Genomic DNA, 21,369 nt, shown 5'->3' on the forward strand with positions numbered 1-21,369 from the left:
TATGAAGAAGCACACACTTACCCTCTGCACTATCCTCTCTGCCACAGCTCTCACCATCGCTGCCTGCTCGGCGCCTGAAGAAGACACCGACGCCCAAAACACCAGCGAATCCACCACTGCGGAAAGCCACGAACACGACCATGACCACGATCATGATCACGAGGGCCACTCCCACGACGGCATGGAGGCCGAAGAAGGCCAGACCGAGGTAGCCCAGCTTCCCACGCGCATCGTTTTCTCCCACGCTGGGGGCCTGACCACCTACGATGCCAAATCCGGCGACGTTCTCGATGAAGAGGACATGAACGCCTTCCTCCGCCTTAACGATGCCGGCAATGACCGCCACGTCATGGTGACCAAGGGCGATAACTTCCTTACCTACGATACCGGCCGCATCACCAAGGAACACGGCGACCACAACCACTACTACACCGCGGATCCGAAGCTGGGCGATGACAAGATTAAGGCGCCCCACGCCGGCCACGTGGTCCACCACGATGGTTTTACCGCCCTGTTTTCTGATGGCGATGGCGTAGCCAAGATTTATAAGACCGAGGACATCGGTTCCAAGGACGCCAAGCCCGTCAACACCGTCAAGACGGGCGAGGGTCACCACGGCGTGGCCGTCCCGCTTGAGGATGGCTCCGTGGTCATCACCAAGGGCACCGAGGACGAGCGCCACACCATCCAGCACCTGGATAAGGACGGCAAGGTCCTGGATGAGACCACCGAATGCCCCGGCGTCCACGGCGAAGCGGCCGCTGGAAACGGTAAGCTCTTCTTCGGCTGCGAAGACAGCCCCGTAGTCTTTGACGGCTCCAAGTTCCACAAGGTGGACGTCTCCGATTACGCCGGCGCCGAAGGCTACCAGCGCTCCGGAAACGCCGCGGGTTCTGAGGAATCGAACGTCATTCTGGCCGATAATAAGACCGACAAGGACGCCGAGCACGAGCACCCCACCTCCGTGACGCTGATCAATACCGAGGACTACTCCGCCAAGAAGGTGGACTTGGACGGTTCCTACTGGTTCCGCTCGCTGGCGCGCGGCCCAATGGGCGAGGCACTGGTGCTGACCACCGACGGCAAGCTCAACATCATCGATCCAGACTCCGGGGAAATCACCAAGCAGATCGACGCGATTTCCAAGTGGAAAGAAAACGAGGAGTGGCAGCAGCCGGGCCCGATCCTGAAGGCCGCCAATGGCTATGCCTACATCACGGACGCGCAGAAGAAGGAGCTCGTCGTCATCGACCTCTTGCGCGGTAAGGAAACCGACCGCTACGAGCTGGACTTTGAGCCCACCGAAATGGCCGTGCTCTAAATATCCAGCGCTCTAGCGCTTGTGCTTGGCGATGCCCCTCCTCCATCGCCCTAAGCTAGAGCACTTCCGCACCCGCAGCCGGGCCCTGGGCGACAACGCCCTTGGTGCCCGGTATTTCTATGCTGACCTGCGCTGCGATTTCCTCCGCATCTTCCTGCGAAGCACATAAGAAGGCGCAGGTAGGCCCGCTGCCGGAGACGATGCCATTGAGCGCGCCCGCATCCATGCCTGCCTCCAAGGTTTTGCGGAGATCTGGGCGCAGGGATAGCGCGGCGGGCTGCAAGTCATTGTGCAGGTGCGCCGCCACGCGCTGGGCATCGCCGGAAATAAGTGCCTGGGAAATCTCCGTGGTATCGAGGGCCGGTGCACTAGCCCGCCCCGCATCGCGCAATTCATCGAGCTTGCGGAATACGCTAGGCGTAGAAAGGCCGCGATCAGAGGCGATCAGCGCCCAGTGATAGGTGCCCCTTGTCATCATGGAAGTCAATTGCTCCCCGCGCCCAGTCCCTAACGCCGTACCGCCCAGCAGGGTAAAGGGAACATCGGAGCCAAGGGCGGCACCCAAGGCATCCAGAATGTGATCGCCTACCGAATCGATCCCGTAATAACGGCCGTAACAGCGCTCGGCAAGGCGCAGCGCAGCCGCAGCATCCGCGGAACCGCCCGCCATGCCACCGGCGGTAGGAATCGCCTTGTGGATCTCGAGTCCGACCTCCGGAATCTTGATGCCCCCGCGGGTGACATACAAGTGCTGCATGATGCGGTCCACCGCAGTCCAGGCCAGGTTCGTATCGTCCTCGGGCACGCCCGCCTCGTGCGGACCGGATACCTTGAGGTATTGCACGCGTGGCTTATCCACTTCGGCATTGCCTAAATCAGTCAGCGTTACCGTATCGTGCAGGCTCAAAGACTGAAAGACCGTGACCAGCTCGTGAAAGCCATCCTCCCGCGGCTCGGCCACGCCAAGGTGCACATTGACCTTGGCGTGCGCATGCGCGGTATAGGTAATCGGCTCGTTTCCGTGCGATGCGTTCACTGTAGTCCTGCCAATCGTACAAAGTCTGCAACAGCGAGCTTCTCCCCGCGCTGCTTCGGATCGATTCCGGCCGCGCGCAAGGCCTCCTCGGCGGCTGCGCCGGAGCCGTAGTGGCCCGATAGCGCGGCGCGGAGGGTTTTGCGGCGTTGGGCAAAGGCGGCATCGACAAGCGGCCATACCGCAGCGCGCGCGGCATCGTCGACCGGCCAAGGCGGGGTATCGAAGACATCGATGCGCACCAAGCCGGAGGCGATATTGGGCGCGGGCCAAAAGACATTCTTGCCAATGGTCCCAGCCTGGCTCACCGCGCCATAAAAGCCAGCCTTCACGGAAGGCACGCCGTAGATCTTGCTGCCGGGCTCCGCAGCGAGGCGCTGCGCCACCTCCAGCTGCACCATAACGAGCACGCGGCGGATGGAGGGAAAGGTTTCCAAAAAGTGCAGGAGCACCGGCACCGCCACGTTATAAGGCAGGTTGGCCACCAGCGCCGTAGGTGCAGCGACATCTTCGCTGGTCACGCGCAGCGCGTCCTTTTCCACCACGCGCAGGCGCTTAGCGTAGTCCTCCGCGCGCTCGCCCACCGTTTCCGGCAGCTGCGCGGCCAAGCGCGGATCGATCTCCACCGCGGTGAGATCCTGGACGGTCTCCACCAACCCGAGGGTCAGCGACCCCAACCCAGGGCCGACCTCCACGACGTGGTCTGTGGGGTCCAGGTCCGCCGCCGCGATGATGCGGCGGATGGTATTGGGGTCGTGGAGAAAATTCTGCCCCAACTTCTTGGTGGGCGTGATATCCAGTTTCTCCGCTAAAGCTCGGATTTCTACTGGGCCTAAAAACGCGGCGCCCGGGGAATCAGTCATGTTTTCTAACCTAGTAGAAGAATGCAGAAAGTCGCACCCCGCGTCGTGGTGACGCGGAATGCGGTGACGCGAGGTGCGGTGCAGAATGCGCGGTGTGGCGCGTGCTTTTTAGCGCAGTCCCAACTTGGCGGTACATGCAGGCCATGCGCCCCAACCCTGGGCGGCCTGCACCTTTTGTGCCACGGCAATTTGTTGCTCGCGGGTGGCCTGCCAAGCCTCAGGGGCGTATTCGGTACCGCCGAGACCAGCCCAGGTGGACGGCGCGAACTGCAGGCCCCCGGAGAAACCATTGCCGGTATTAATGGACCAGTTACCGTTGGACTCACACTGCGCGATGGCATCCCATACGGAGCCATCAGCCACGGCAGGGGCAGCCGCGCCCGAGTTACCGCCTTGCGGTTCCGGCTCCGCTTGTTTGGTGCCTCGGGCGATGGTCGCAGGCTTTGGTCCTACAACGACCTCATCCTTGATGACCTCTTCGGATTCCTTCTTGCCGTTTTTCAGCACCACCTTGCGGGTGATCTCGCGCTTACCCTTTTCGCCCTGCTCGCGCACCTCTTCGGCGCCGGCTTCCAGCTCAGGGTCATCCACGAAATTCGGCTCGGCGTCGAATTCCTCGGTGACATCTTCGGTCTGGATGTCTATCCGCTCTACCTTGATAGACATGCCCTCGGTGACCTTTTCTTCCTTGGCCGGGAAGACGCGGTCATCCTCACCGAGCTTGATACCGCGCTCCTTGAGCACATCGCCCACGGTCTTGGCGGCAATCTTGGTGTAGGTATTCTTGCCGCCATCGTTGATCTTGATGATCTTCGGGGAGACGACTTCTAGATCCATGCCGTCTTTTAGCTGGGCATCCTTATCCACGTCATCCTCGCCAGACTTCACGGCAGCTCCTGGGTTTACACCCTGCAGGTTATTGAGCAGATCAGAAACGGTGAGATCGGTGGTAGAAAGCTGCTGCTGTTCACCATCGATGGACACGGCAACCGGCTTGGCGGTGCGCACGGAAATCTCATCACCATCGGCCACGGACTCAGACGGTGCGGGCGAGACGATATCCTCTTCTCCCACCTGGACGCCGGCGGCCTGCAGTACACCGTCTACGTCCTTGGCAAAGGTAGCCAGCTCAACCTTGTCGCCGTTGACGTCTACGACCAGGTCCTTCTGCGCGGCAACCGCCACGACACCGCCGACGGCGAGGGTGCTCAAGACGCCACCCGTTGCCAGGCGCAGCGGCAGGGAACGTGAATTATTGATGCGCTTAATGTGGTGAGGTGCCATGTGTAGTTAATCTCCGGTGGTGCTGTCTATCCAGTATCACAATTGTTGCCGCTGGCCTAGGGAAACCAGCGGCGGTACCGCGACTGCCCCACTGTGGAGCAACGCTGCGGGAAGGTAGAGGCATAAAGCCTCAACGAACAATCAATAACAATACGATAACGGGTGGGGAAAGTCGAGAAGCGCTGCGCCACAGCTATAACGGGCGAAAACAGTTGTCACATCCAGCACCCATGCCACCAGCGACCAGCGGATTTAATTTTGTGACGATCCTCACTACTGCTCTGTATTGAGCCCATATACGCGGTCAAAAGTCTCATTGACCTCCGCCGCCAAGGCCTGCGTGGTCTGGTGGCGCGCCCGGGCGATGCAGTCATAGGTGTGCCCGATGAGGGATGGCTCGTTGCGCTGCCCGCGGAAGGGCTCCGGGGTCATAAATGGCGCATCGGTTTCCACGAGCAATTGCCCCGCCGGGGCCAGCGCCGCCGCCTGACGCAGCTCCGCATTGCGCTTGAAGGTGACATTGCCAGCAAAGGACAAGACGTAGCCGCGCTCGAGCGCCTCTTCTGCCACGCGCAGCGGCGAGGAGAAGCAGTGGAGCATGACGGTGGTGGGCGTGGGGGCATCGGCAAGAATGCGCAGCAGGTCTTGGTCCGCCTCGCGGTTGTGGATCATAAGCGTCTTGCCGGTGCGCACCGCCAGATCGATATGCCAGCGCAGGGATTCCTCCTGCTGGACCAAGCTCGCGGTCGTCTCCGGTTCGTGGTGGACCCAATAGGCATCCATGCCGGTCTCCCCCACCGCCACGCACCGCGGATCCGCCACCATCTCCTCCAACGCGGCTTTGGTGGGCGCGTCTAGTTCATTCGCCCGCACCGGGTGGATGGCGCAGGCGGCATACACATTGGGAAAAGCGCGCGCGGTCGCAAGGGCCGCCTCGGACTCGCGGCGGTCATCGCCAACCGTAACCAGGCGGGATACCCCTGCGGCGCGGGCGCGGTTGACCAGCACCTCATCGGTGTCTTTATGCGAGAAAAGGTGGGTATGCGCATCGCTGAGGCCGCTGAGCCCTGGGGCCGGAATGGGAGTAGGACGTGGCTTCTTTTTAGACATACCCGCAATTGTAATATTGGCAGCTATGTTGATCAGACCAGCGGACCTGAGCGATGTCCCCGCCATGACCGATACCCTCAACTGGGCCATCGAGCATACCGACGTCATCTTTGACTCCACCCCAGTTACCGTGGCAGAGCGCGAAGAACACCTGCGTCATATTCAGGAATTGGGATGTCCCTTCCTCGTTGCCGAAACCAATGCTGGCGAATACCTAGGCTGGGCGCTCTATCACCCCTACCGCGATCCCCGCATCTGGCAGGGCTGCTATGAAACCACGATTTATCTTTCCCCCAATGCCCAAGGCCAAGGCGTAGGCACCGCGCTTATGAGTGAGCTAGTAGACCGCGCCCGGGCAGATGACAAGGTGCATGCGCTGCTCGCCTTAATCGTGTCTACTAATACAGCATCATTAAAGTTGCACGAAAAGTTCGGGTTTGAAAACGTGGGAACTCTCAAAGAGGTAACCTACAAATTCGATCACTGGCTTAGCCTCACCCACTTAGAACTTCTGGTGTAAAGGACTTTTTGATGCATATTCGCCCCGCCGAGCTTGCCGATGCCCCCTCCATTTCCGCCATCTACAACGCCGCCTCCGCGGCTAAACCGGCCAATAACCTCATTACCTGGCAAGAAGAGGTTTCTGAGCGCGAGGATTGGCTAAAAGAATTGTCCAAGGCCGGCTCGCCCGTGCTCGTTGCCGTGGACGATGATGAAATCATCGGCTGGGCCGCCTACTTTCAATTCGTCACGCCCGCCATCTATTACGGCACCGTCGAAGATTCCGTGTATATCTCCCCCGCAGCCCAGGGCAAGGGCGTGGGCTCTGAGCTTCTCGATGCCCTCATGGACATCGCCGCCGATGATCCCTATATCGAGACCATGATTACCTATATCGTGGATACCAATGCCGGTTCCATTGCGCTGCACAAGAAGTTTGGGTTTAAAGAAACCGGCCGCATGCCCAATATCCACACCAAGGACGGCGTGCGCCTGGGCTTAGTTCACCTGCAGCGCGATTTCCAGCACTAGGCAGAGCCTTTAAGGCATAGCAAAAGCGCGGTGGCCTCCCCCTCTCATTGGGATTGGCCACCGCGCCTTTGTATCTACGCTGGGGTTACCCAGCTAGTTCATCACCGGTGCCCATTCCGGGCCGGTTTCGCCGAGCTCTGGATCCAGCTTGGAAATGAGCGGCTTCGGCTTTGCCAAGGTCGTACCCGGTGCCACCTGGATGCGCTCCCACTTGGCCTGCTGCTGGGTGTAGTCACCCATAATCACCGGATATTCGTGGTTTTCTGGGGGAAGCCCCGCACCCACGAGCTCAACCGGGATATCGTCCTTGACCTCGCGCACCTCAGGCTGCGCGGCCCATTCGCCGGTGCGGCCCAGGGTCTCGTGCACCTTTTGTGCGGTAAACGGTAGGAACGGGGTGAGCATGACGTTGCAGTCAGACACGACCTGCAGGGCGGTCCACAACACGGTGGCCAGGCGCTCGCGCTGGGTTTCATCCTTGGCCAGCTTCCACGGCTCCTGGGAGGCGATATAGGCATTCGCCTCGCCCACCACGTGCATGATGGAGACAATGGCCTGCTTGAACTTGGATTGCTCCAGCAGGTTACCGGCGGTGGTAAAGGTCTCCTCCGCCAGCTGCAAAATGGCCTCGTCGCGCGCCTCTAGGGCTGCTGGAACCGGAACCTCGCCGAAGTTCTTGTGCGCCATGGACACAGTGCGGTTGACCAGGTTGCCCCAGCCATTGGCCAGCTCATTATTGACGCGGCGCACGAATTCATCCCACGTAAAGTCCGCGTCGTTGTTTTCCGGGCCAGCCACGGCAATGAAGTAACGCAGCGGATCCGGGCCAAACTCCGCCAGGAAGTCTTTAACGTAGATCACCACGCCCTTGGAGGAGGAGAACTTGGAGCCGGACATCGTCAAGTATTCCGAGGACACGATTTCCGTGGGCAGGTCCAGCTCGCCGTACTGGTGCAGCTCGCCGCCCTTCGAGCCCTTGCCCGCATAGCCCAGCAATTCCGCCGGCCAGATCTGCGAGTGGAAGGTGATATTGTCCTTGCCCTGGAAGTAATAGTGGCGGGTTTCTGGGTCCTGCCAGAATTCCTTCCACGCCTCCGGCTGGCCGGTGCGGTGCGCCCACTCGATGGAGGCAGACAAGTAGCCCACGACGGCATCGAACCACACGTACAGCTTCTTCGCGTTATTGTCCTGCCAGCCGTCCACCGGAATGGGAATGCCCCAGTCGATATCGCGGGTCATTGTGCGCGGGCGCATATCCTCCAGCAGGTTGAGGGAGAACTTCAGCACGTTCGGGCGCCAATCCTCGCGGGTGGAAAGCCACTTTTGCAGCTCGTCCTTAAGGGAGGGCAGATCCAACAGGAAGTGCTCGGTCTCCACGAACTGCGGGGTTTCGCCGTTGATCTTGGATACCGGGTCAATGAGGTCTACCGGGTCCAGCTGGTTGCCGCAGTTATCGCACTGATCACCGCGGGCGCCATCCGCGCCGCAGATGGGGCACGTGCCCTCGATATAGCGATCTGGCAGCGTGCGGCCGGTGGACGGCGAGATTGCCCCCTTGGTGGTCTCTTTAAGCATGTAGCCATTCTCATTGAGGCCCTTGAAAAGTTCCTGCACCACCGAGTAGTGGTTGCGGGTGGTAGTGCGGGTAAAAAGGTCATACGACAAGCCGAGGTTGGCCAGATCGTTGACGATCTGGCGGTTATAGCGGTCCGCGAGTTCGCGGACGGATACGCCTTCCTTATCGGCCTGGACCAGCAACGGGGTGCCGTGCTCATCCGTGCCGGAGACCATGAGTACGTTGCGGCCGCGCATTCGCTGGAAGCGGGCGAATACGTCAGAGGGAACGCCAAAGCCAGCCACGTGACCGATGTGGCGCGGGCCATTGGCATATGGCCAGGCAACATTTACTACTAAAGACTCAGTCATGGAGTCCAGTTTATCGAAGCACCTGCACGAACACACGTTGAGGGCACATAACCTCTACAGCCGAAAAGCGCCCGCCTCCTTCCCTCGTGCGGGAAAGCGGCGGGCGCTGCTACCAAAGGCGGTAGATGCTTTATCTACTTGCGCTTCATCGGGTTCTTCAAACGCTCGTTGCGACGCTTCTTGAGTTCCTGCGTGCGCTGGTAGTCGCGGTGCAAGCGGCGCTCGCGGGCCATCTTGCGCTGGAACTGCTGCGCCTCGCGGTACTCGAGGTAAATAATGTCATTGCTCAAGTCCTTGTAGATGGCGAACATCAAGCCAATGACGATGAACAAGAACGGCAGCGCCGCCACGATGGTGACGTTCTGCAGGTTGGACAGCGCGTCCTCATTAACCAAGAGCAGGGTCAGGCCAACGGCTGCGGTCAGAGCACCCCACATGGCGGATAGCCACGGCTTCGCGGTTGCGGCACCATTCTGGGTCATCGATCCCATCACGGTGGAGGCGGAGTCCGCAGACGTAATGAAGAAGGTGGACAGCAAGATGACGGCAACGACGCCGGCAATGAAGCCACCAGGCAGGTTGTGGAGAAGGTTAAACAGCTCTACCTCGGCGGATTCGCCGGTGATGGATTCGCCGTTTTGCTCCATGTGGATTGCGGTGCCACCGAAGATGGCGAACCACAGGGTGGAAACGCCGGCTGGGATGAGCAGGACGCCCAAGCAGAACTCGCGGACGGAACGGCCGCGGGAAATGCGTGCCAAGAACATGCCCACGAATGGGGACCAGGAGACCCACCATGCCCAGTAGAAGATGGTGTAGCCAGACAGCCACTCGCCGGCGGTGCCGTTTTCGGACTCGGCGGTACGGCCGATCATCTCGGTGAAGTAGTTGAAGTAGTTACCGATGGAACCCGGAACCTGGTTCAGGATGGTCACGGTTGGACCCAAGATGAACACGAAGATGGCCAGCACCGCAGCCAAGACCATGTTGGCATTGGACACGTACTGAATGCCCTTGCCCACACCGGAGAGTGCGGAGAGCAAGAAAGCCAGGGTCAGGACCAAAACAATGCCGATAACCACGGACTGGGTTGGGTTATCGATGATGCCGGATGCCTCCAGGCCAGCCTGGATCTGCAGCGCGCCAAGGCCCAGGGAACAGGCGGTACCGAAGACGGTGGCGAAGATGGACAGGATGTCAATGAACTTGCCCAATCCACCATTAGCCCGGCGCTCGCCGATGAGCGGGACGAAGGCCTGGCTCAACAGCTGCTTACGGCCGATGCGGTAGGTGGAGTACGCGATGGCCAAACCAACGATGGCGTACACAGCCCAGGGGTGCAGCGTCCAGTGGAACATGGCATAGGCCATGGACGAGCCCACGTTTTCCGTTCCCCGGCCGGGCGTGCCGTCGCGGTAGTTCGCCAGCGGCTCGGAAGCGCCGTAGAACATCAAGCCGATGCCCATACCGGCAGCGAACATCATGGCAATCCACGAAGGCGTGGAAAACTCCGGTTCCTCATTAATGTGGCCCAACTTGATGGTGCCAAATTTAGAGGAAGCGATGAAGATAACGAAGGCCACGAAGACGGTGCCAAAGAGCACGTAGGCCCAACCGAACTTATCGACGACCCACGTCAGGGCCGCGGAAGAAAAGTCCGCGAAGTTATCCGGCGCGGCAAGGCCCCAAATAACGATGGCGGCAACAAGCACACCAGCGATACCCATGATGGTCCAGTCAATCGGGATATTATCGCGGTCTGCGGCGATTTCGATTTCCGGATCGTCATACTCTTCGGGGTGGAACCCCTCAGAGTTGATCATGTCCTGGATTTGGCTCGTCGCCGTCTGCTCATCCAGCGTCTCTTCTACCGTTTGATAATCCTCAATCGGCTGATCGCTCGAAGCAGTAGAAGTGGCCCCAGCAGGAGATTCGCCGGGCCCCTTCCCTTCTTCGGGCACACCAGCGCCGTTATTTTCAGTATTAGTCATGCTTTCTACATTGGTGGCGTGACCCCAATTTTTCAAACCACTTTTCTATCAAAACCCCAGCTTACGCACATTTTTGAGCGTTTCCTTAAGGTTTCCTGCATGACTATAGGTGGCATATCCCCACGTAGACGGCTTTTAGGCGCCACACGCCCGGAAAGTATAACGATTCGATAACTTATACAGAAGCGTGAAACTACCTGCTAGCACGGTTAATTGTGACCTTTTATACACTGCATAGAAATAAGCTGCTGTCACCTCAACAAGTGCTCAGCTAACGGGCACTCAGCGGGCCTCTAGTGCGGCATCATAAAGCTCCCGATTGGATACCCCACTCCCCTTGGCGGCCTGCTTGCACGCGTCCTTCAAGCGCATGCCAGCCTCGGCCAACTCCAAGGCCTGTGGGACGAGATCCGCGGCGGTCACGGCAGCGCCGGTTCCGCCTTCAATGACCACGGTAATCTCGCCCTTGACTCCCTCGCTCGCCCATTCGGCCAGCTCAGCTAGCGAGCCGCGGCGCACTTCCTCGTATGTCTTGGTCAGCTCGCGGCACACCGCGGCGGGGCGATCGCCGCCGAGGACCTGGGCGGCATCGGCAAGCGTATCGGCGATGCGGTGGGGCGATTCAAAAAATACGATGGCACGCTTTTCATTGCGCAGCGATTCCAGCCACGCCTTTCGCGGACCGGGCTTGCGCGGAGGGAATGCATCGAAGAGGAAGTGGCCCACGCCCAGACCAGAGAGGGCGAGCGCCGTGGGCACCGCCGAGGGGCCTGGAAAACACGTCACGGGAATATCTCTTTCGGCGGCCGCGGCCACCAGTGACAGGCCGGGATCGGAGATGATCGGCATGCCGGCATCGGTGACCACGAGGACGGTGCCGTGCTGGGCGGCATCGATAAGCTGCTGCGCACGCGCCTGCTCATTGTGGTCAAAGTTGGATACCACGGACCCGGAAATTTCGATGCCCAGGGCCTGCGCCAGGTTGCGCACGCGGCGGGTATCTTCGGCGGCGATGACATCAGCATGCGCCAATGCCTGCATCAGGCGCGCCGAGGCATCACCGACATTTCCCAAGGGCGTGGCGGCAAGGATAACGCCGCGCGGAAGTGGGTCCAGACCTAAAGCTGACATGCCTCTAGCATTCCACATTCTCCTATGCGCCCGCGCGCAGGCTCGTGGCCTAAACTCTTCTTCGTGACTATTGCTACCGCTGCCCCCGCTAGCTCACCGCGCACCCCGCATAACCGTGTGATGCCGCCGGCACCGCGTGCCTATACGTGGGGCAAGGCCGATTGGATTAGCACCGGCATCATCGCGGTTCTCGCGCTCATTACCCGGTTCGTGGGCCTTACCGCGCCGGTGTCCCAGGGCACGCCCGTCTTCGATGAAAAGCACTATGTGCCGCAGGCCTGGGACATGGTCAAAAGCTGGGATAACTTATTCATCGGCGGCATTGAGACCAACCCGGGCTTTGGACTCGTCGTTCACCCGCCGCTGGGCAAGCAGATCATTGCCCTTTCAGAATGGGTCTTTGGTTATACCCCGCTGGGCTGGCGCTTGATGACGGCCCTCTTCGGCGTCGCCACCGTGCTGATGACCATGGCGCTGGCCCGCCGGCTGTCCTTTTCCTGGCAGGTGGCCACCTTTGCCGGCATTTTGGCCGTCTGCGATGGCGTACTCTTGGTCTCCGCGAAGTTTGGCATGCTGGATATCTTCCAGGTCTTTTTCATCGTCGCCGCCGCGTGGGCGCTAGCCCGCGATCATCAACAAATGCGCGAGCGCCTGCACGACGCCCTGCTGAGCGGCGGAATAGGCACCTCCCCCTTCGGCCCGCGTTTTGGCTTCCGGTGGTGGCGCTTTACCGCTGGAGTCTTCCTAGGACTATCGCTCGCCGTGAAGTGGTCCGGGCTGTACTACATCATGTTCTTCGGCCTGCTCTGCGTCTTTAGCGACCTCGCGTTGCGCCGCAAGTACGGCATTCGCCGCTATATTGTGGGCACGCTCATTCGCGATACACCCGCGGCACTTGCCTCCCTAGTAGCCGTGCCAATAATGATTTATGTGTGGAGCTGGCGCGCGTGGTTCGCCTCAGAAACCGCGGTCTACCGGCACGCCAAGGTGGATGGGACCATCGGGGAAGACTCGTGGCTCATGCACTTACCGGAACCTATGGCCGGCTGGTTTTATTACCACTCTTCTGTGTTAGATTTTCACGCGAGCTTGACCTCTTCCGGTGGCCACCACCACCCGTGGGATTCCAAGCCGTGGGCATGGCTGGCCGGCGCTCGGCCCATCTTGTACTACTCCAGTACGGATCTGGAATGCAGCGGCGGTGGCGAATGCCGCAAGATGCTCTACCTCTTTGGCACCCCGGCGATCTGGTGGCTGGTGGTCCCCGCGGTGCTATGGGGGCTGTGGTCCCTTATCATCCGCCGCAACCGCGCCTTCCTCATCCCCCTCGTGGGCTTCGCGGCCGGATTCCTCCCGTGGCTCGCAGCCTTTGACCGGCAGATGTACTTCTTTTATGCCACCGCGTTTATCCCCTTTGTCATCGTGCTTCTTGCCCTCATACTGGGCCAAATGGTCGGGCACGGTAAGCCCATCAGGTGGCGGTGGGTAACGCGCATCGCTGGTGGAACGATGCGGCGGGGAACATTTGCCGCCGCCTGCTACCTCGCGCTGGTGGTCGCGATGTTCTTCTACTTCGCGCCCATCTTATACGGCTTCATCATCCCGGAATCTTGGTACCAGTCCATGATGTGGCTGCCCAGCTGGAAATAGGTGGCAGAGGCCCGTTCGCCTTAGTGTGGCTGCGCGTTCAGGGATTTCCACCACGCGCGCACCAGGTAGCCCTTCTCGGCCGCCCATGCCCAGGCCAGGCTGATGGTCGATAGCGCGGTGGCAATAAGCAAATAGACCTGCTCCATGGTGACGGTGCCCAGCGCAATATCGCGCACGCCAAAACCAAAAAGAAACGCAAACATCGTGGCTGATACCGGGAACAACCCGGTCACAGAGGCTGGGCGCCACGCGCTCCACAGCAGTCCGCACGCCATACCAAAGCGCACGGCCGCGCCCTCCATCAGGAGGTTGGCGCGCTCTGGATCGGCCGCGGGGTCCAGCACCGACCCCTCTGCACCCATCGGCACCAGACCGGAGGCGCGTACCACCTGCACGATGGCCCACACTGCAAAGACAAGTCCCATGACCACCAAGGCGATGCGCGCCACCGTGAGGTTGGCCTGCCTAGCGCTCGATGCCCGCTTCCACTCCGGTTCCACCCCGGCGAGGATCACCTCTGAGAGGTCCGTCGGCGGGGCCATTCCGGAATCCGCCGGTTCCACGAAGCTTAAGGAGCGCGATAGCGCCGCTGCCTTATCGCGAAAGGCCCGGCACTCCGCGCAGTGTTCCAGGTGGGCGTCGATGACATCTGCGGAAAGCTCCGCCTCTTCCCCATCCAACTGGGCGGAAATCGCTGCTTGTACTTGGCTATGCGTCAACATTGCTTAACGCCCTATCCAAGCTCGCCCGGCCAGAACCAAAAATAACGATCATTATGAGCGACATGCACAGCACCAACGGGTACTCGATGCCGCCGTCGCCAGCGAAAAGGCCATTGCCCCAGTGCACGAAGTACAGCGCGCCCACCATATCCACGGCCAGCGCCGCCGCGGCGAAGGTGGTCAACAACCCAATGACGAGGAAGGCGCCGCCTACCATCTCCCCGATTGCGGCGGCATAACCGGCAATCTGTGGCTGCGGGATGCCGAGGGCAGAAAACTGCCCTACCGTCTCATCCATTCCGTCCATGAACATCTTGTCCACGCCGTGCGCGATAAAAATGAGTCCGAGGACCAACCGAAAAAGCAGCAATGCGGCATCGCGAACGGCAGGTCTATTCATGGTCAATAGACTACATCGAATGCCCACCCCAACGCGAAGATGCCACCGCCCCACCCGCCTAGCTTGCAATTTCACCATCTAGCAAGACTCACGCTGCGCCTCACCCGCCATCGCTGCTTCAATGGGAAAGACAAGGACAATAGGCACGACATACCAACAGGAGAACCTCCCATGGACACTGAAACCACCACCGAAGAACGCACCCCGCTGGCCTACGATGAGCACGGGGTAGCCCGCACGCCGTGGGCCGTGACATCGTCGCTGTTGACGAATTATTACGATACCGAATGGGGCCTTCCCATTAGGGACGAGGCCGGTCTTTTTGAGCGCCTGAGCTTGGAGTCCTTCCAGTCTGGGCTGTCTTGGGCCGTGGTATTAAAAAAGCGCCCGGCCTTCCGCGAGGCCTTTTGCCATTTTGATCCAGAAAAGGTCGCGGAATTCGGCGAGGCCGAGGTGGAGCACTTGCTTGCCGATGCCACCATTATCCGCAACGAGCCCAAGATCCGCGCCACCATCAATAATGCGAAGGCCACCATTAAACTGCGCGAAGACGGTGGACTAGCGGATTTCATTTGGAGCTTTCAGCCCGCAGAAAATATCTATCCCGAGGTCATGGAGGATATTCCGAAGAAGAGCCCCGAGTCGCAGGCAATGTCGCGGGAATTGAAGAAGGCCGGATTTAAGTTTGTGGGGCCGGTGACCTGCTTTGCGCTCATGGAAGCCATCGGTATGGTCGATACCCATCTCTTAGGCTCCCACCGCCGGGCAACCTCCGGCGTATGGCCGGAGGAAACCGAAAAACTGCACGGAAGCGAGGCGCAGCGGGCTAATTAACCCGCGCGGCGAGCGGCCAAGTCATCGCGGCGCCCTACCCCATCGGGCCCGGCGTGTGGGCCATCAAAGTCGCCGTCTTCATCGTCGCTGTAGCTTAAGGGAAGGTGCTCAAAGTCGGGGCTTTCATCATCGATTTCGACGACGACCGCACCCGGACGGCGCAGGTTGCGGGGGATCTTCAATGCCTCATCATCAGTATTGTGAACGCCCAACCGCGCCCGGCGCAGGTGCTTTACGCGGCGGCGCAAGAGTGCTTGCTCTTGGCGGACTTGTGCGCGCAGCGCCACCAGATAGATGCCGGTCAAGACGCCGACGATGCCTGCCAGCCACCAAGTCCATCCACCGGCCACAATGCCCAAGGCCACGGTGAGGACCACGGCGATGGCTAGGCCAATGAGCGTGCGCTGGCGGCGTTGATAGCGAGTGGCGGACTTTTCCTTATCCGCCACTGGGTCCCATCCACCGCGGCCAAGGCGGCGCTGGGCAAATGCCACCTCGTCCTCAGAAAGGTCGGTATTCAGCGCCGCGTCCTCAGCACCACGGGCGCCGTACTCATCTGCTTCCGCGGATTCCTCGAGTGCACCGTCGTTCTCCGGCTCTTCCGAGTCGGTCTCTGCGGTGTCTGCCTCTTCGGCATCGATAACAGGAGCAGGATCGACCGCACCTGGGTACATCAGATCTACCGGGGAGGTATAGGTCTCGTCATAGTCGTACGCATCCTCGGCAATGTCTGCTGCCACCGGCGCGGTGAAAGACTCGGTGGAATTGGCAACCACATCGCCGCGGCGGCGCTTGCGCTTTGCATCGCCTTCTTCCCCGGCGGCGCGCTCGTCATCATCAAGCAAGACATCATCGGCATCGTCAACGTCCGCATCTGCATCGTCGGAATCATTGGACGTGCGTGCGCTATCGGCTGCTTCTGTGGAATCGGTCGCGTCGGGTGAGTCAGCAGCTGCTGGAACCGCGGATTCCTCAATGACTTCACCCTCGATGGTCTCTGCCGGCCCACCAGCCTGGGTGGCCTGCTCGTCGCGCGCGTCAGCCTCATCCTCGTCTGCGGCGGAGCGGTATGCGCGGCCACCTACGCCAAAGGGTTGCGCCCGGGCGCGGCGGGCAGCGCCAGCAATGGTCCGCGACTGCGCGTGGGAAGAACGGTCTTCTGCTTCCTCATCGATCAGCACGTCATCGACGTCTGCCTCGCTGTCCGGGTCCTCAGCGGCAGCGGATACGACCTCGTAGTCGTAATCCTCATCCGAGCCGCTGCAGTGGACATCATCGGCCCGCAAGCGCGGGCGGCGGCGGCCGGCGACATTGCCGGAATCACCGGAAAAGAGCACGCGGGTATCCTCAAATGCCTCGCCGGTATGGCTCATCGGGCGGTTGCTCCTACCCAGTAGCCACGGCGCGAGCACGAAGAGCCACACCACGATGATTGCGATAACTGGCACAGCTGTGGACACGACTTAAGGACCTTCCCTTGGGATACAGATGATTACTCCACTGTAATCGCTAAAACCGCACTTTAGGGCCCACATAAGCTGTAAATTACAATGTTGTTACTTATGTGAAAATTGTGAAAGCATTACCCAGATTTAAGGAAGGTTTTCACACCAAACGCCCAGCTTGGCGCAGCCGCTCCACCGCCGTGGATGAGAAGTCTTCCTTGACTAGGGCCACGAAATGGTGATCCCGCCAAGCGCCATCGATATGCAGGTTGCGGCGCAAATACCCCTCGGACCGAAAACCATTGGCCCCCAGCACGCGCCCGGAGGCGGGGTTTTGCTCCAAGTAGGTAGCAGTCACCCGGTGCAGGCCTACCCGTCCAAAGGCGTGATCCACTCCCAAGGCGGTAGCTGCGGTGGCAACGCCTGCGCCTTGCACGGCGGAATACACCCAATAGCCAATCCAACAGTCCCGGATGCTGCCATGCTGAATATTGCCAAGTGTTACCTGGCCGACGAATTTTCCCTCGAGTTCAATGGCCAAGGGGATCACCTGCGCATCGCGCGCGGAGTTGCGCAGAAAAATGAGGTAATTCCACCAGGCCCGCGAGCTGTGGGCCTCTGTCCAAGTGGTCGCTTGGGTCGGCTCCACCGGCCGGAGCAATGGTTCATCCTCAATGCGCTGGCGCCGCCACTCGGGACCATCCGAGCGCAGCAAGGGTCTCAGCCGCATTCGCCCGCCAGACGGCAGTGTCCCCGAGGAAGGAAGCTGCACCGTCGGCGTCGCTTCCGGCCAACCGGGATGCAGATCATCAGTGGGCCCGGTAACTGGATGACGCAGCTTGGCTGAGGCGGTACCGAAAGGGTCAAGCATTAGCTGCGCTGGGTGAGGAATAAGACGTCGACGACATCGCCCGGGCGGATCTCGGTGACTTCTTCTGGCACTCGAATCATGGCATTGGCCTCGGAAAGTCCGGCCAGAAGGTGCGCCGGCGCACCGCTAGCCCCGCCAAGGCCTTCGACCAAGTAATCGGCGGTTTCGGCATCGCGCATCAAGCGGGCACGGATGAAACCACGGCGCCCGGGGCGGGAATCAATGTGGTTGAGCGCGCGGGCACGCACCACCCGGCGGTGGGCGTTGCGCTTGCCCAAGGCCAGGCGAATCAAGGGGCGAATATAGATTTCGAAAATAACCAGCGACGATACCGGGTTCGAGGGAAGGAGGAAGGTGGGGATGCGCTCATCTCCTACCAGCCCAAAACCTTGCACGGATCCTGGGTGCATAGCCACGCGGGAGGTATCGATATCGCCGATTTCCGCCAAAATCTCGCGGATCTGTTCGGCACCGGCGCCACCAACGGCACCGGTAATCACGAGGACCTCGCTGCGCGTGATATGGGTTTCTAGCACTTCCCGGATGCGACGGGGCTCGCCTTCGGCAATGCCCACGCGGACCACGTCCGCCCCCGCTTCTTTTGCAGCGGCAGCCAAGGAGTAAGAGTTCACATCAAAGACTTGGCCTAGGCCCGGTTCCTTGTCCACATCAACGAGCTCGCGGCCAAAGGACACGATGGTCACACGAGGTCGCGGATAAACCAGCACCTTGGAGCGCCCCACGGCGGCCAGCAGGCCAATCTGCGCCGGGCCAAGGACGGTGCCGGAGGACACAGCGACATCGCCGGGCTGAATATCATCGCCCACGCGGCGGACGAAGTCGCCCGAGCGCACCGTCCGGTGCGCCGTGATGCGCTTGCGGCCGCGATCGGTCCACTCGAGGGGCAGGACGGCATCGGCAAGCGTGGGCAAGGGCGCGCCCGTATAGACGCGTACGGCCTGCTTGGGCTGCAGGCGCAACGGCTGCTTCGAACCGGCCGGAACCTCGCCCACGACGGGCAAGGAGCGCTCGACCTCGGGTGGGGCGGGCTGCGCGGCGGCGTCCTCGGCCTGCTCGGCAGATCCCTCCCCTTCGCTGCTTTCCTGGTCCTGATTCTTCGGGCGGCGCACCTTCAGCCCGCGCTCGCCGCCGATATCAACGGCGCGAACCGCATACCCATCGATGGCCGCCTGGGGAAAGCCCGGTAAGGGCTGATTGGCCTGCACCTGCTCGGCGCACATTAACCCCAGCGCATTAGAAATGCTCATCCGCACCGGCTCCGGGGTCGTCGCCGCATCAGTAACCAGCGCCAACTGGTCATCTACTGAACGCATACGGTCTCTGCCCGCCCTTTCTTCTTGCCCTTTTACCTTGCTGCCCTCAACGCACGTGCGCGCGGCAAGATAGTTAGTTAAGGCCTTGTTCCGCCTCGAAATCGGACATGATTTGTTTAATAGCTTTATACAGCGCTGGGCCGTATTTTTCATCGCGCAGGCCAAAGTCCACGTTGGCTGGGATATAGCCACCGGGGTTGCCCAAATCGTGGCGCTTGCCCTCGTGGACCACTACGTGGACGGGCTCGCCTTCCTCAATGAGCAGCTCGATGGCATCGGTAAGCTGCAATTCCCCGCCCTTGCCCGGTTCGATCCGGCGCAGCGCATCAAAGATCTTCCGGTCCAACAGGTAGCGCCCGGTAGCCACCAGGTTAGACGGCGCATCCTCCGGGTCCGGCTTTTCCACCATGCCGACGACCTTTTTCACGCCCGGCGCGTCAGTATCTTCTACGTCGAATACGCCGTAGTTAAACGTCTGCTCCTGCGGCACCGCAAAGGCACACAGCACGCTGCCGCCGAGCTCGGCGCGAACGCGCGCCATATCCGCCATGACGGTGGCCGGCAATACGATGTCATCCGGCAGCATGACGGCAAAGGAGTCCTCGTCTTCTGCCAAGACGTCTTCCGCCAGCCCCACGGCATGGCCCAAGCCCAAGGGCTTTTCTTGCTCTACCGCGATGGGCTCAATGAGCTGGTGGGCGCGGTTGACCTTGGCTACCTGCTCATCCTTGCCGCGGGAATCTAGGGTTTCTACCAGATCCGGAAATTCCGCAAAATGGCGCATTACTTCTTGCTTTTCGGGTGCAGTAATAACCGCAAGCCGGCGCGCGCCCACAGAGGCTGCCTCCTCAGCAATCAATTCAATGCCGGGAGTATCCACAACGGGCAGCAATTCTTTGGGGACGGTTTTCGTGGCGGGCAGAAAGCGGGTGCCCATGCCAGCCGCTGGAACTACAACCGTGGTGATTCCGGTGGCGGAATCTTCGCGTTCATTAGCCATGGATCTTAGGGTACAACGGCGCACTATTTTCCTGTGTAGCGCTACGCCACGGACGCTATTATTTATTTATGCCTTCTTCCAGCGATATCAAAGAGCAACTGCGCACCCGCCTGCTTCGCGCGCGCCGCGGCCTCACCGCCGATAAGCGCGCGGAATGGACCACTGCCTTGCGCGAGCAGTTAGAACCTGAGCTTGCCGGTGTATCGAGCATCGCCGCCTATTGGCCGCTGGGCACAGAGCCGGGCGGGGCGGATTTCATCCCGTGGCTTTCCCGCCGCGTCGACCGCGTATTATTGCCCATCACCTGCGGTAACGGCGTTTTAAACTGGGCAGAATACAAGGGCACGCACAGCATGCAGCCTGGCCAGCTGGGCATATCCGAACCCGCCGGCCCGCGTTTTGATAGCCGCGTGCTGTGCGGTTGCGATCTGATTTTGGCCCCAGCCATGGCCATCGATGCCGCCGGAAACCGCCTGGGCAAGGGCGGCGGCTATTACGACCGCGCACTTTCCTTGGTGCCGCGCAACCACCCCGCGGTACTCGCCATGGTCTACCCCACCGAGTTCCTTGACTCTATCCCGGCCACCTCCCACGATCGCCGCGTCGAGGCCGTGGTTACCGCCGCAGGAATCCACCGCTTTTCTTCCTAAACCGAGGGAACCGCGCAGGCGGTAGCGCAGTCTAATTGTGCATGGCTTATTCCCCGTCCCTGCGAATCTCACAGTTCTTCCGCACCCTGCGCACCCCTGGCCACCGCCGCGGCGTGCTCGTGCGCCGCGCCATCGCACTGGTCTTGCTCATCGCCGCGCTGGCCTCCGCAGTCTCTCGCGCGAAGGAACTGCCGCAGGTACTGGTCTTTAGCCACGATCTGCCCGCCGGCACGGAGCTTTCCGCCTCCGATGTCTCCCTCGAGCGCCTGCCTTCTTCTTCCATTCCTAGCAGCGCGCTTGCCGATGCCCCCTCCGATCTCGCCGGCCGCATCATCACCGCCGCCGCGGGCAAGGGCGAGGTTGTCACCAGCCAGCGGCTCCTGGGCCAAGAGTTGGTCTCTAGCCTCGTCGCGAACTCGGGATCTGCCGATTCTAAGGGAGGCGGCTCCGGCCGCATGATCCCGGTCAAACTTGCCGATCCTGACATCATTCCCCACCTGCACCACGGCGATACCGTCGATATCGTCACGGCCAGCGATGCCACCGATTCAGAGCCCGCGACCGCCCGCGTCATCGCTTCCGGCGCCCGAGTGGTCTCCACCACCACCGCGGAGGGCGAAGTTTCTTCTGCCACCGTCTTGCTCGCGCTGCCTAATGAGCACGCCAACGATGTAGCCGCCGCTTCATTAAACCAACCGCTGACCGTGGTCATCGTGGGCGATCGCGCCCAGCCTCAAACGCCTGTTGACGCCGATTCTGCTTCCTAAGGACC

Annotated in this window: 20 protein-coding genes; 7 read left to right on the forward strand and 13 right to left on the reverse strand. The window is 60.8% G+C overall.

What is annotated here, in order from left to right; translation table 11 throughout:
- The first annotated feature begins 1 nt into the window (after window position 1).
- On the forward strand, window positions 2-1,321 hold the full coding sequence (locus ACP8KU_RS07630; RefSeq protein ID WP_484483553.1) for a hypothetical protein: 1,320 nt from the start codon (window positions 2-4) through the stop codon (window positions 1,319-1,321).
- Window positions 1,322-1,376: 55 nt separating this feature from the next.
- Here ACP8KU_RS07630 and ACP8KU_RS07635 read toward each other — a convergent pair whose 3' ends face one another.
- From ACP8KU_RS07635 to ACP8KU_RS07650, 4 genes are all read right to left on the reverse strand, one after another.
- A complete protein-coding gene (locus ACP8KU_RS07635) occupies window positions 1,377-2,357 on the reverse strand; it encodes a 4-(cytidine 5'-diphospho)-2-C-methyl-D-erythritol kinase (RefSeq protein ID WP_005279951.1) in 981 nt (326 codons plus the stop codon).
- Window positions 2,354-3,217, reverse strand: coding sequence for a 16S rRNA (adenine(1518)-N(6)/adenine(1519)-N(6))-dimethyltransferase RsmA (gene rsmA / locus ACP8KU_RS07640; protein WP_005279949.1), 864 nt, complete (start codon window positions 3,215-3,217; stop codon window positions 2,354-2,356). The genes ACP8KU_RS07635 and rsmA overlap by 4 nt, the downstream gene beginning before the upstream one ends.
- 108 nt (window positions 3,218-3,325) lie before the next feature.
- On the reverse strand, window positions 3,326-4,501 hold the full coding sequence (locus tag ACP8KU_RS07645; protein ID WP_005279948.1) for a resuscitation-promoting factor: 1,176 nt from the start codon (window positions 4,499-4,501) through the stop codon (window positions 3,326-3,328).
- A gap of 273 nt (window positions 4,502-4,774) precedes the next feature.
- Entirely contained in the window at window positions 4,775-5,611 is an 837-nt protein-coding gene (locus tag ACP8KU_RS07650) for a TatD family hydrolase (RefSeq protein ID WP_035108602.1), read from the reverse strand.
- Window positions 5,612-5,636: 25 nt separating this feature from the next.
- On the opposite strand from ACP8KU_RS07650, the gene ACP8KU_RS07655 reads away from it, so the two are divergent.
- Entirely contained in the window at window positions 5,637-6,131 is a 495-nt protein-coding gene (locus ACP8KU_RS07655; protein WP_081445489.1) for a GNAT family N-acetyltransferase, read from the forward strand.
- An 11-nt stretch (window positions 6,132-6,142) separates the two neighbouring features.
- Entirely contained in the window at window positions 6,143-6,643 is a 501-nt protein-coding gene (locus ACP8KU_RS07660) for a GNAT family N-acetyltransferase (RefSeq protein WP_126318642.1), read from the forward strand.
- A gap of 93 nt (window positions 6,644-6,736) precedes the next feature.
- Here the strand turns inward: ACP8KU_RS07660 and metG are convergent, their stop codons facing one another.
- The 3 genes from metG to rsmI form a co-directional block, all read right to left on the reverse strand.
- A complete protein-coding gene (gene metG, locus ACP8KU_RS07665) occupies window positions 6,737-8,569 on the reverse strand; it encodes a methionine--tRNA ligase (RefSeq protein WP_484483554.1) in 1,833 nt (610 codons plus the stop codon).
- 134 nt (window positions 8,570-8,703) lie between these two features.
- On the reverse strand, window positions 8,704-10,560 hold the full coding sequence (locus tag ACP8KU_RS07670; protein WP_484483555.1) for a BCCT family transporter: 1,857 nt from the start codon (window positions 10,558-10,560) through the stop codon (window positions 8,704-8,706).
- Between the two features lie 282 nt (window positions 10,561-10,842).
- Window positions 10,843-11,691: a 16S rRNA (cytidine(1402)-2'-O)-methyltransferase gene (gene rsmI, locus ACP8KU_RS07675; RefSeq protein ID WP_284610314.1), complete on the reverse strand. Its 849-nt coding sequence runs from the start codon at window positions 11,689-11,691 to the stop codon at window positions 10,843-10,845.
- A 120-nt stretch (window positions 11,692-11,811) separates the two neighbouring features.
- On the opposite strand from rsmI, the gene ACP8KU_RS07680 reads away from it, so the two are divergent.
- Window positions 11,812-13,341 carry a dolichyl-phosphate-mannose--protein mannosyltransferase gene (locus tag ACP8KU_RS07680; RefSeq protein ID WP_484484163.1) on the forward strand — a complete coding sequence of 510 codons (1,530 nt, stop codon included), beginning with the start codon at window positions 11,812-11,814 and terminating at the stop codon, window positions 13,339-13,341.
- 20 nt (window positions 13,342-13,361) lie between these two features.
- On the opposite strand, the gene ACP8KU_RS07685 is transcribed toward ACP8KU_RS07680, so the two are convergent.
- Complete coding sequence (locus ACP8KU_RS07685) at window positions 13,362-14,063, reverse strand: zf-HC2 domain-containing protein (RefSeq protein ID WP_023028545.1); 702 nt, start codon at window positions 14,061-14,063, stop codon at window positions 13,362-13,364.
- Window positions 14,050-14,463, reverse strand: a complete 414-nt coding sequence (locus ACP8KU_RS07690) for a DoxX family protein (protein WP_005279936.1) — start codon at window positions 14,461-14,463, stop codon at window positions 14,050-14,052. Before ACP8KU_RS07690 ends, ACP8KU_RS07685 begins: the two co-directional genes overlap by 14 nt.
- 171 nt (window positions 14,464-14,634) lie before the next feature.
- Between ACP8KU_RS07690 and ACP8KU_RS07695 the strand changes: the two genes are divergently transcribed.
- Window positions 14,635-15,297, forward strand: a complete 663-nt coding sequence (locus ACP8KU_RS07695; RefSeq protein WP_284623143.1) for a DNA-3-methyladenine glycosylase I — start codon at window positions 14,635-14,637, stop codon at window positions 15,295-15,297.
- Here the strand turns inward: ACP8KU_RS07695 and sepX are convergent.
- The 4 genes from sepX to ACP8KU_RS07715 all read right to left on the reverse strand — a co-directional run bounded on the left by sepX (window position 15,294) and on the right by ACP8KU_RS07715 (window position 19,947).
- Window positions 15,294-16,757, reverse strand: a complete 1,464-nt coding sequence (gene sepX, locus ACP8KU_RS07700) for a divisome protein SepX/GlpR (protein ID WP_302521871.1) — start codon at window positions 16,755-16,757, stop codon at window positions 15,294-15,296. The two genes, ACP8KU_RS07695 and sepX, sit on opposite strands and share 4 nt — an antisense overlap.
- Window positions 16,758-16,902: 145 nt before the next feature.
- Window positions 16,903-17,613 carry a GNAT family N-acetyltransferase gene (locus ACP8KU_RS07705; RefSeq protein ID WP_284623141.1) on the reverse strand — a complete coding sequence of 237 codons (711 nt, stop codon included), beginning with the start codon at window positions 17,611-17,613 and terminating at the stop codon, window positions 16,903-16,905.
- Window positions 17,613-18,947 (reverse strand): molybdotransferase-like divisome protein Glp, encoded by a 1,335-nt coding sequence (glp, locus tag ACP8KU_RS07710; RefSeq protein ID WP_284623140.1) that lies wholly within the window; start codon window positions 18,945-18,947, stop codon window positions 17,613-17,615. The genes ACP8KU_RS07705 and glp overlap by 1 nt, the downstream gene beginning before the upstream one ends.
- Before the next feature lie 73 nt (window positions 18,948-19,020).
- Window positions 19,021-19,947 (reverse strand): UTP--glucose-1-phosphate uridylyltransferase, encoded by a 927-nt coding sequence (locus ACP8KU_RS07715; protein ID WP_284623139.1) that lies wholly within the window; start codon window positions 19,945-19,947, stop codon window positions 19,021-19,023.
- 68 nt (window positions 19,948-20,015) lie between these two features.
- On the opposite strand from ACP8KU_RS07715, the gene ACP8KU_RS07720 reads away from it, so the two are divergent.
- Both ACP8KU_RS07720 and ACP8KU_RS07725 read left to right on the forward strand, forming a co-directional pair.
- Window positions 20,016-20,597 carry a 5-formyltetrahydrofolate cyclo-ligase gene (locus ACP8KU_RS07720; RefSeq protein WP_284623138.1) on the forward strand — a complete coding sequence of 194 codons (582 nt, stop codon included), beginning with the start codon at window positions 20,016-20,018 and terminating at the stop codon, window positions 20,595-20,597.
- Between the two features lie 41 nt (window positions 20,598-20,638).
- Window positions 20,639-21,364 carry an SAF domain-containing protein gene (locus ACP8KU_RS07725; protein ID WP_484483556.1) on the forward strand — a complete coding sequence of 242 codons (726 nt, stop codon included), beginning with the start codon at window positions 20,639-20,641 and terminating at the stop codon, window positions 21,362-21,364.
- The last annotated feature ends 5 nt before the right edge of the window (window positions 21,365-21,369 follow it).

The sequence above is a fragment of the Corynebacterium sp. LaCa_282 genome (genome assembly GCF_057198125.1).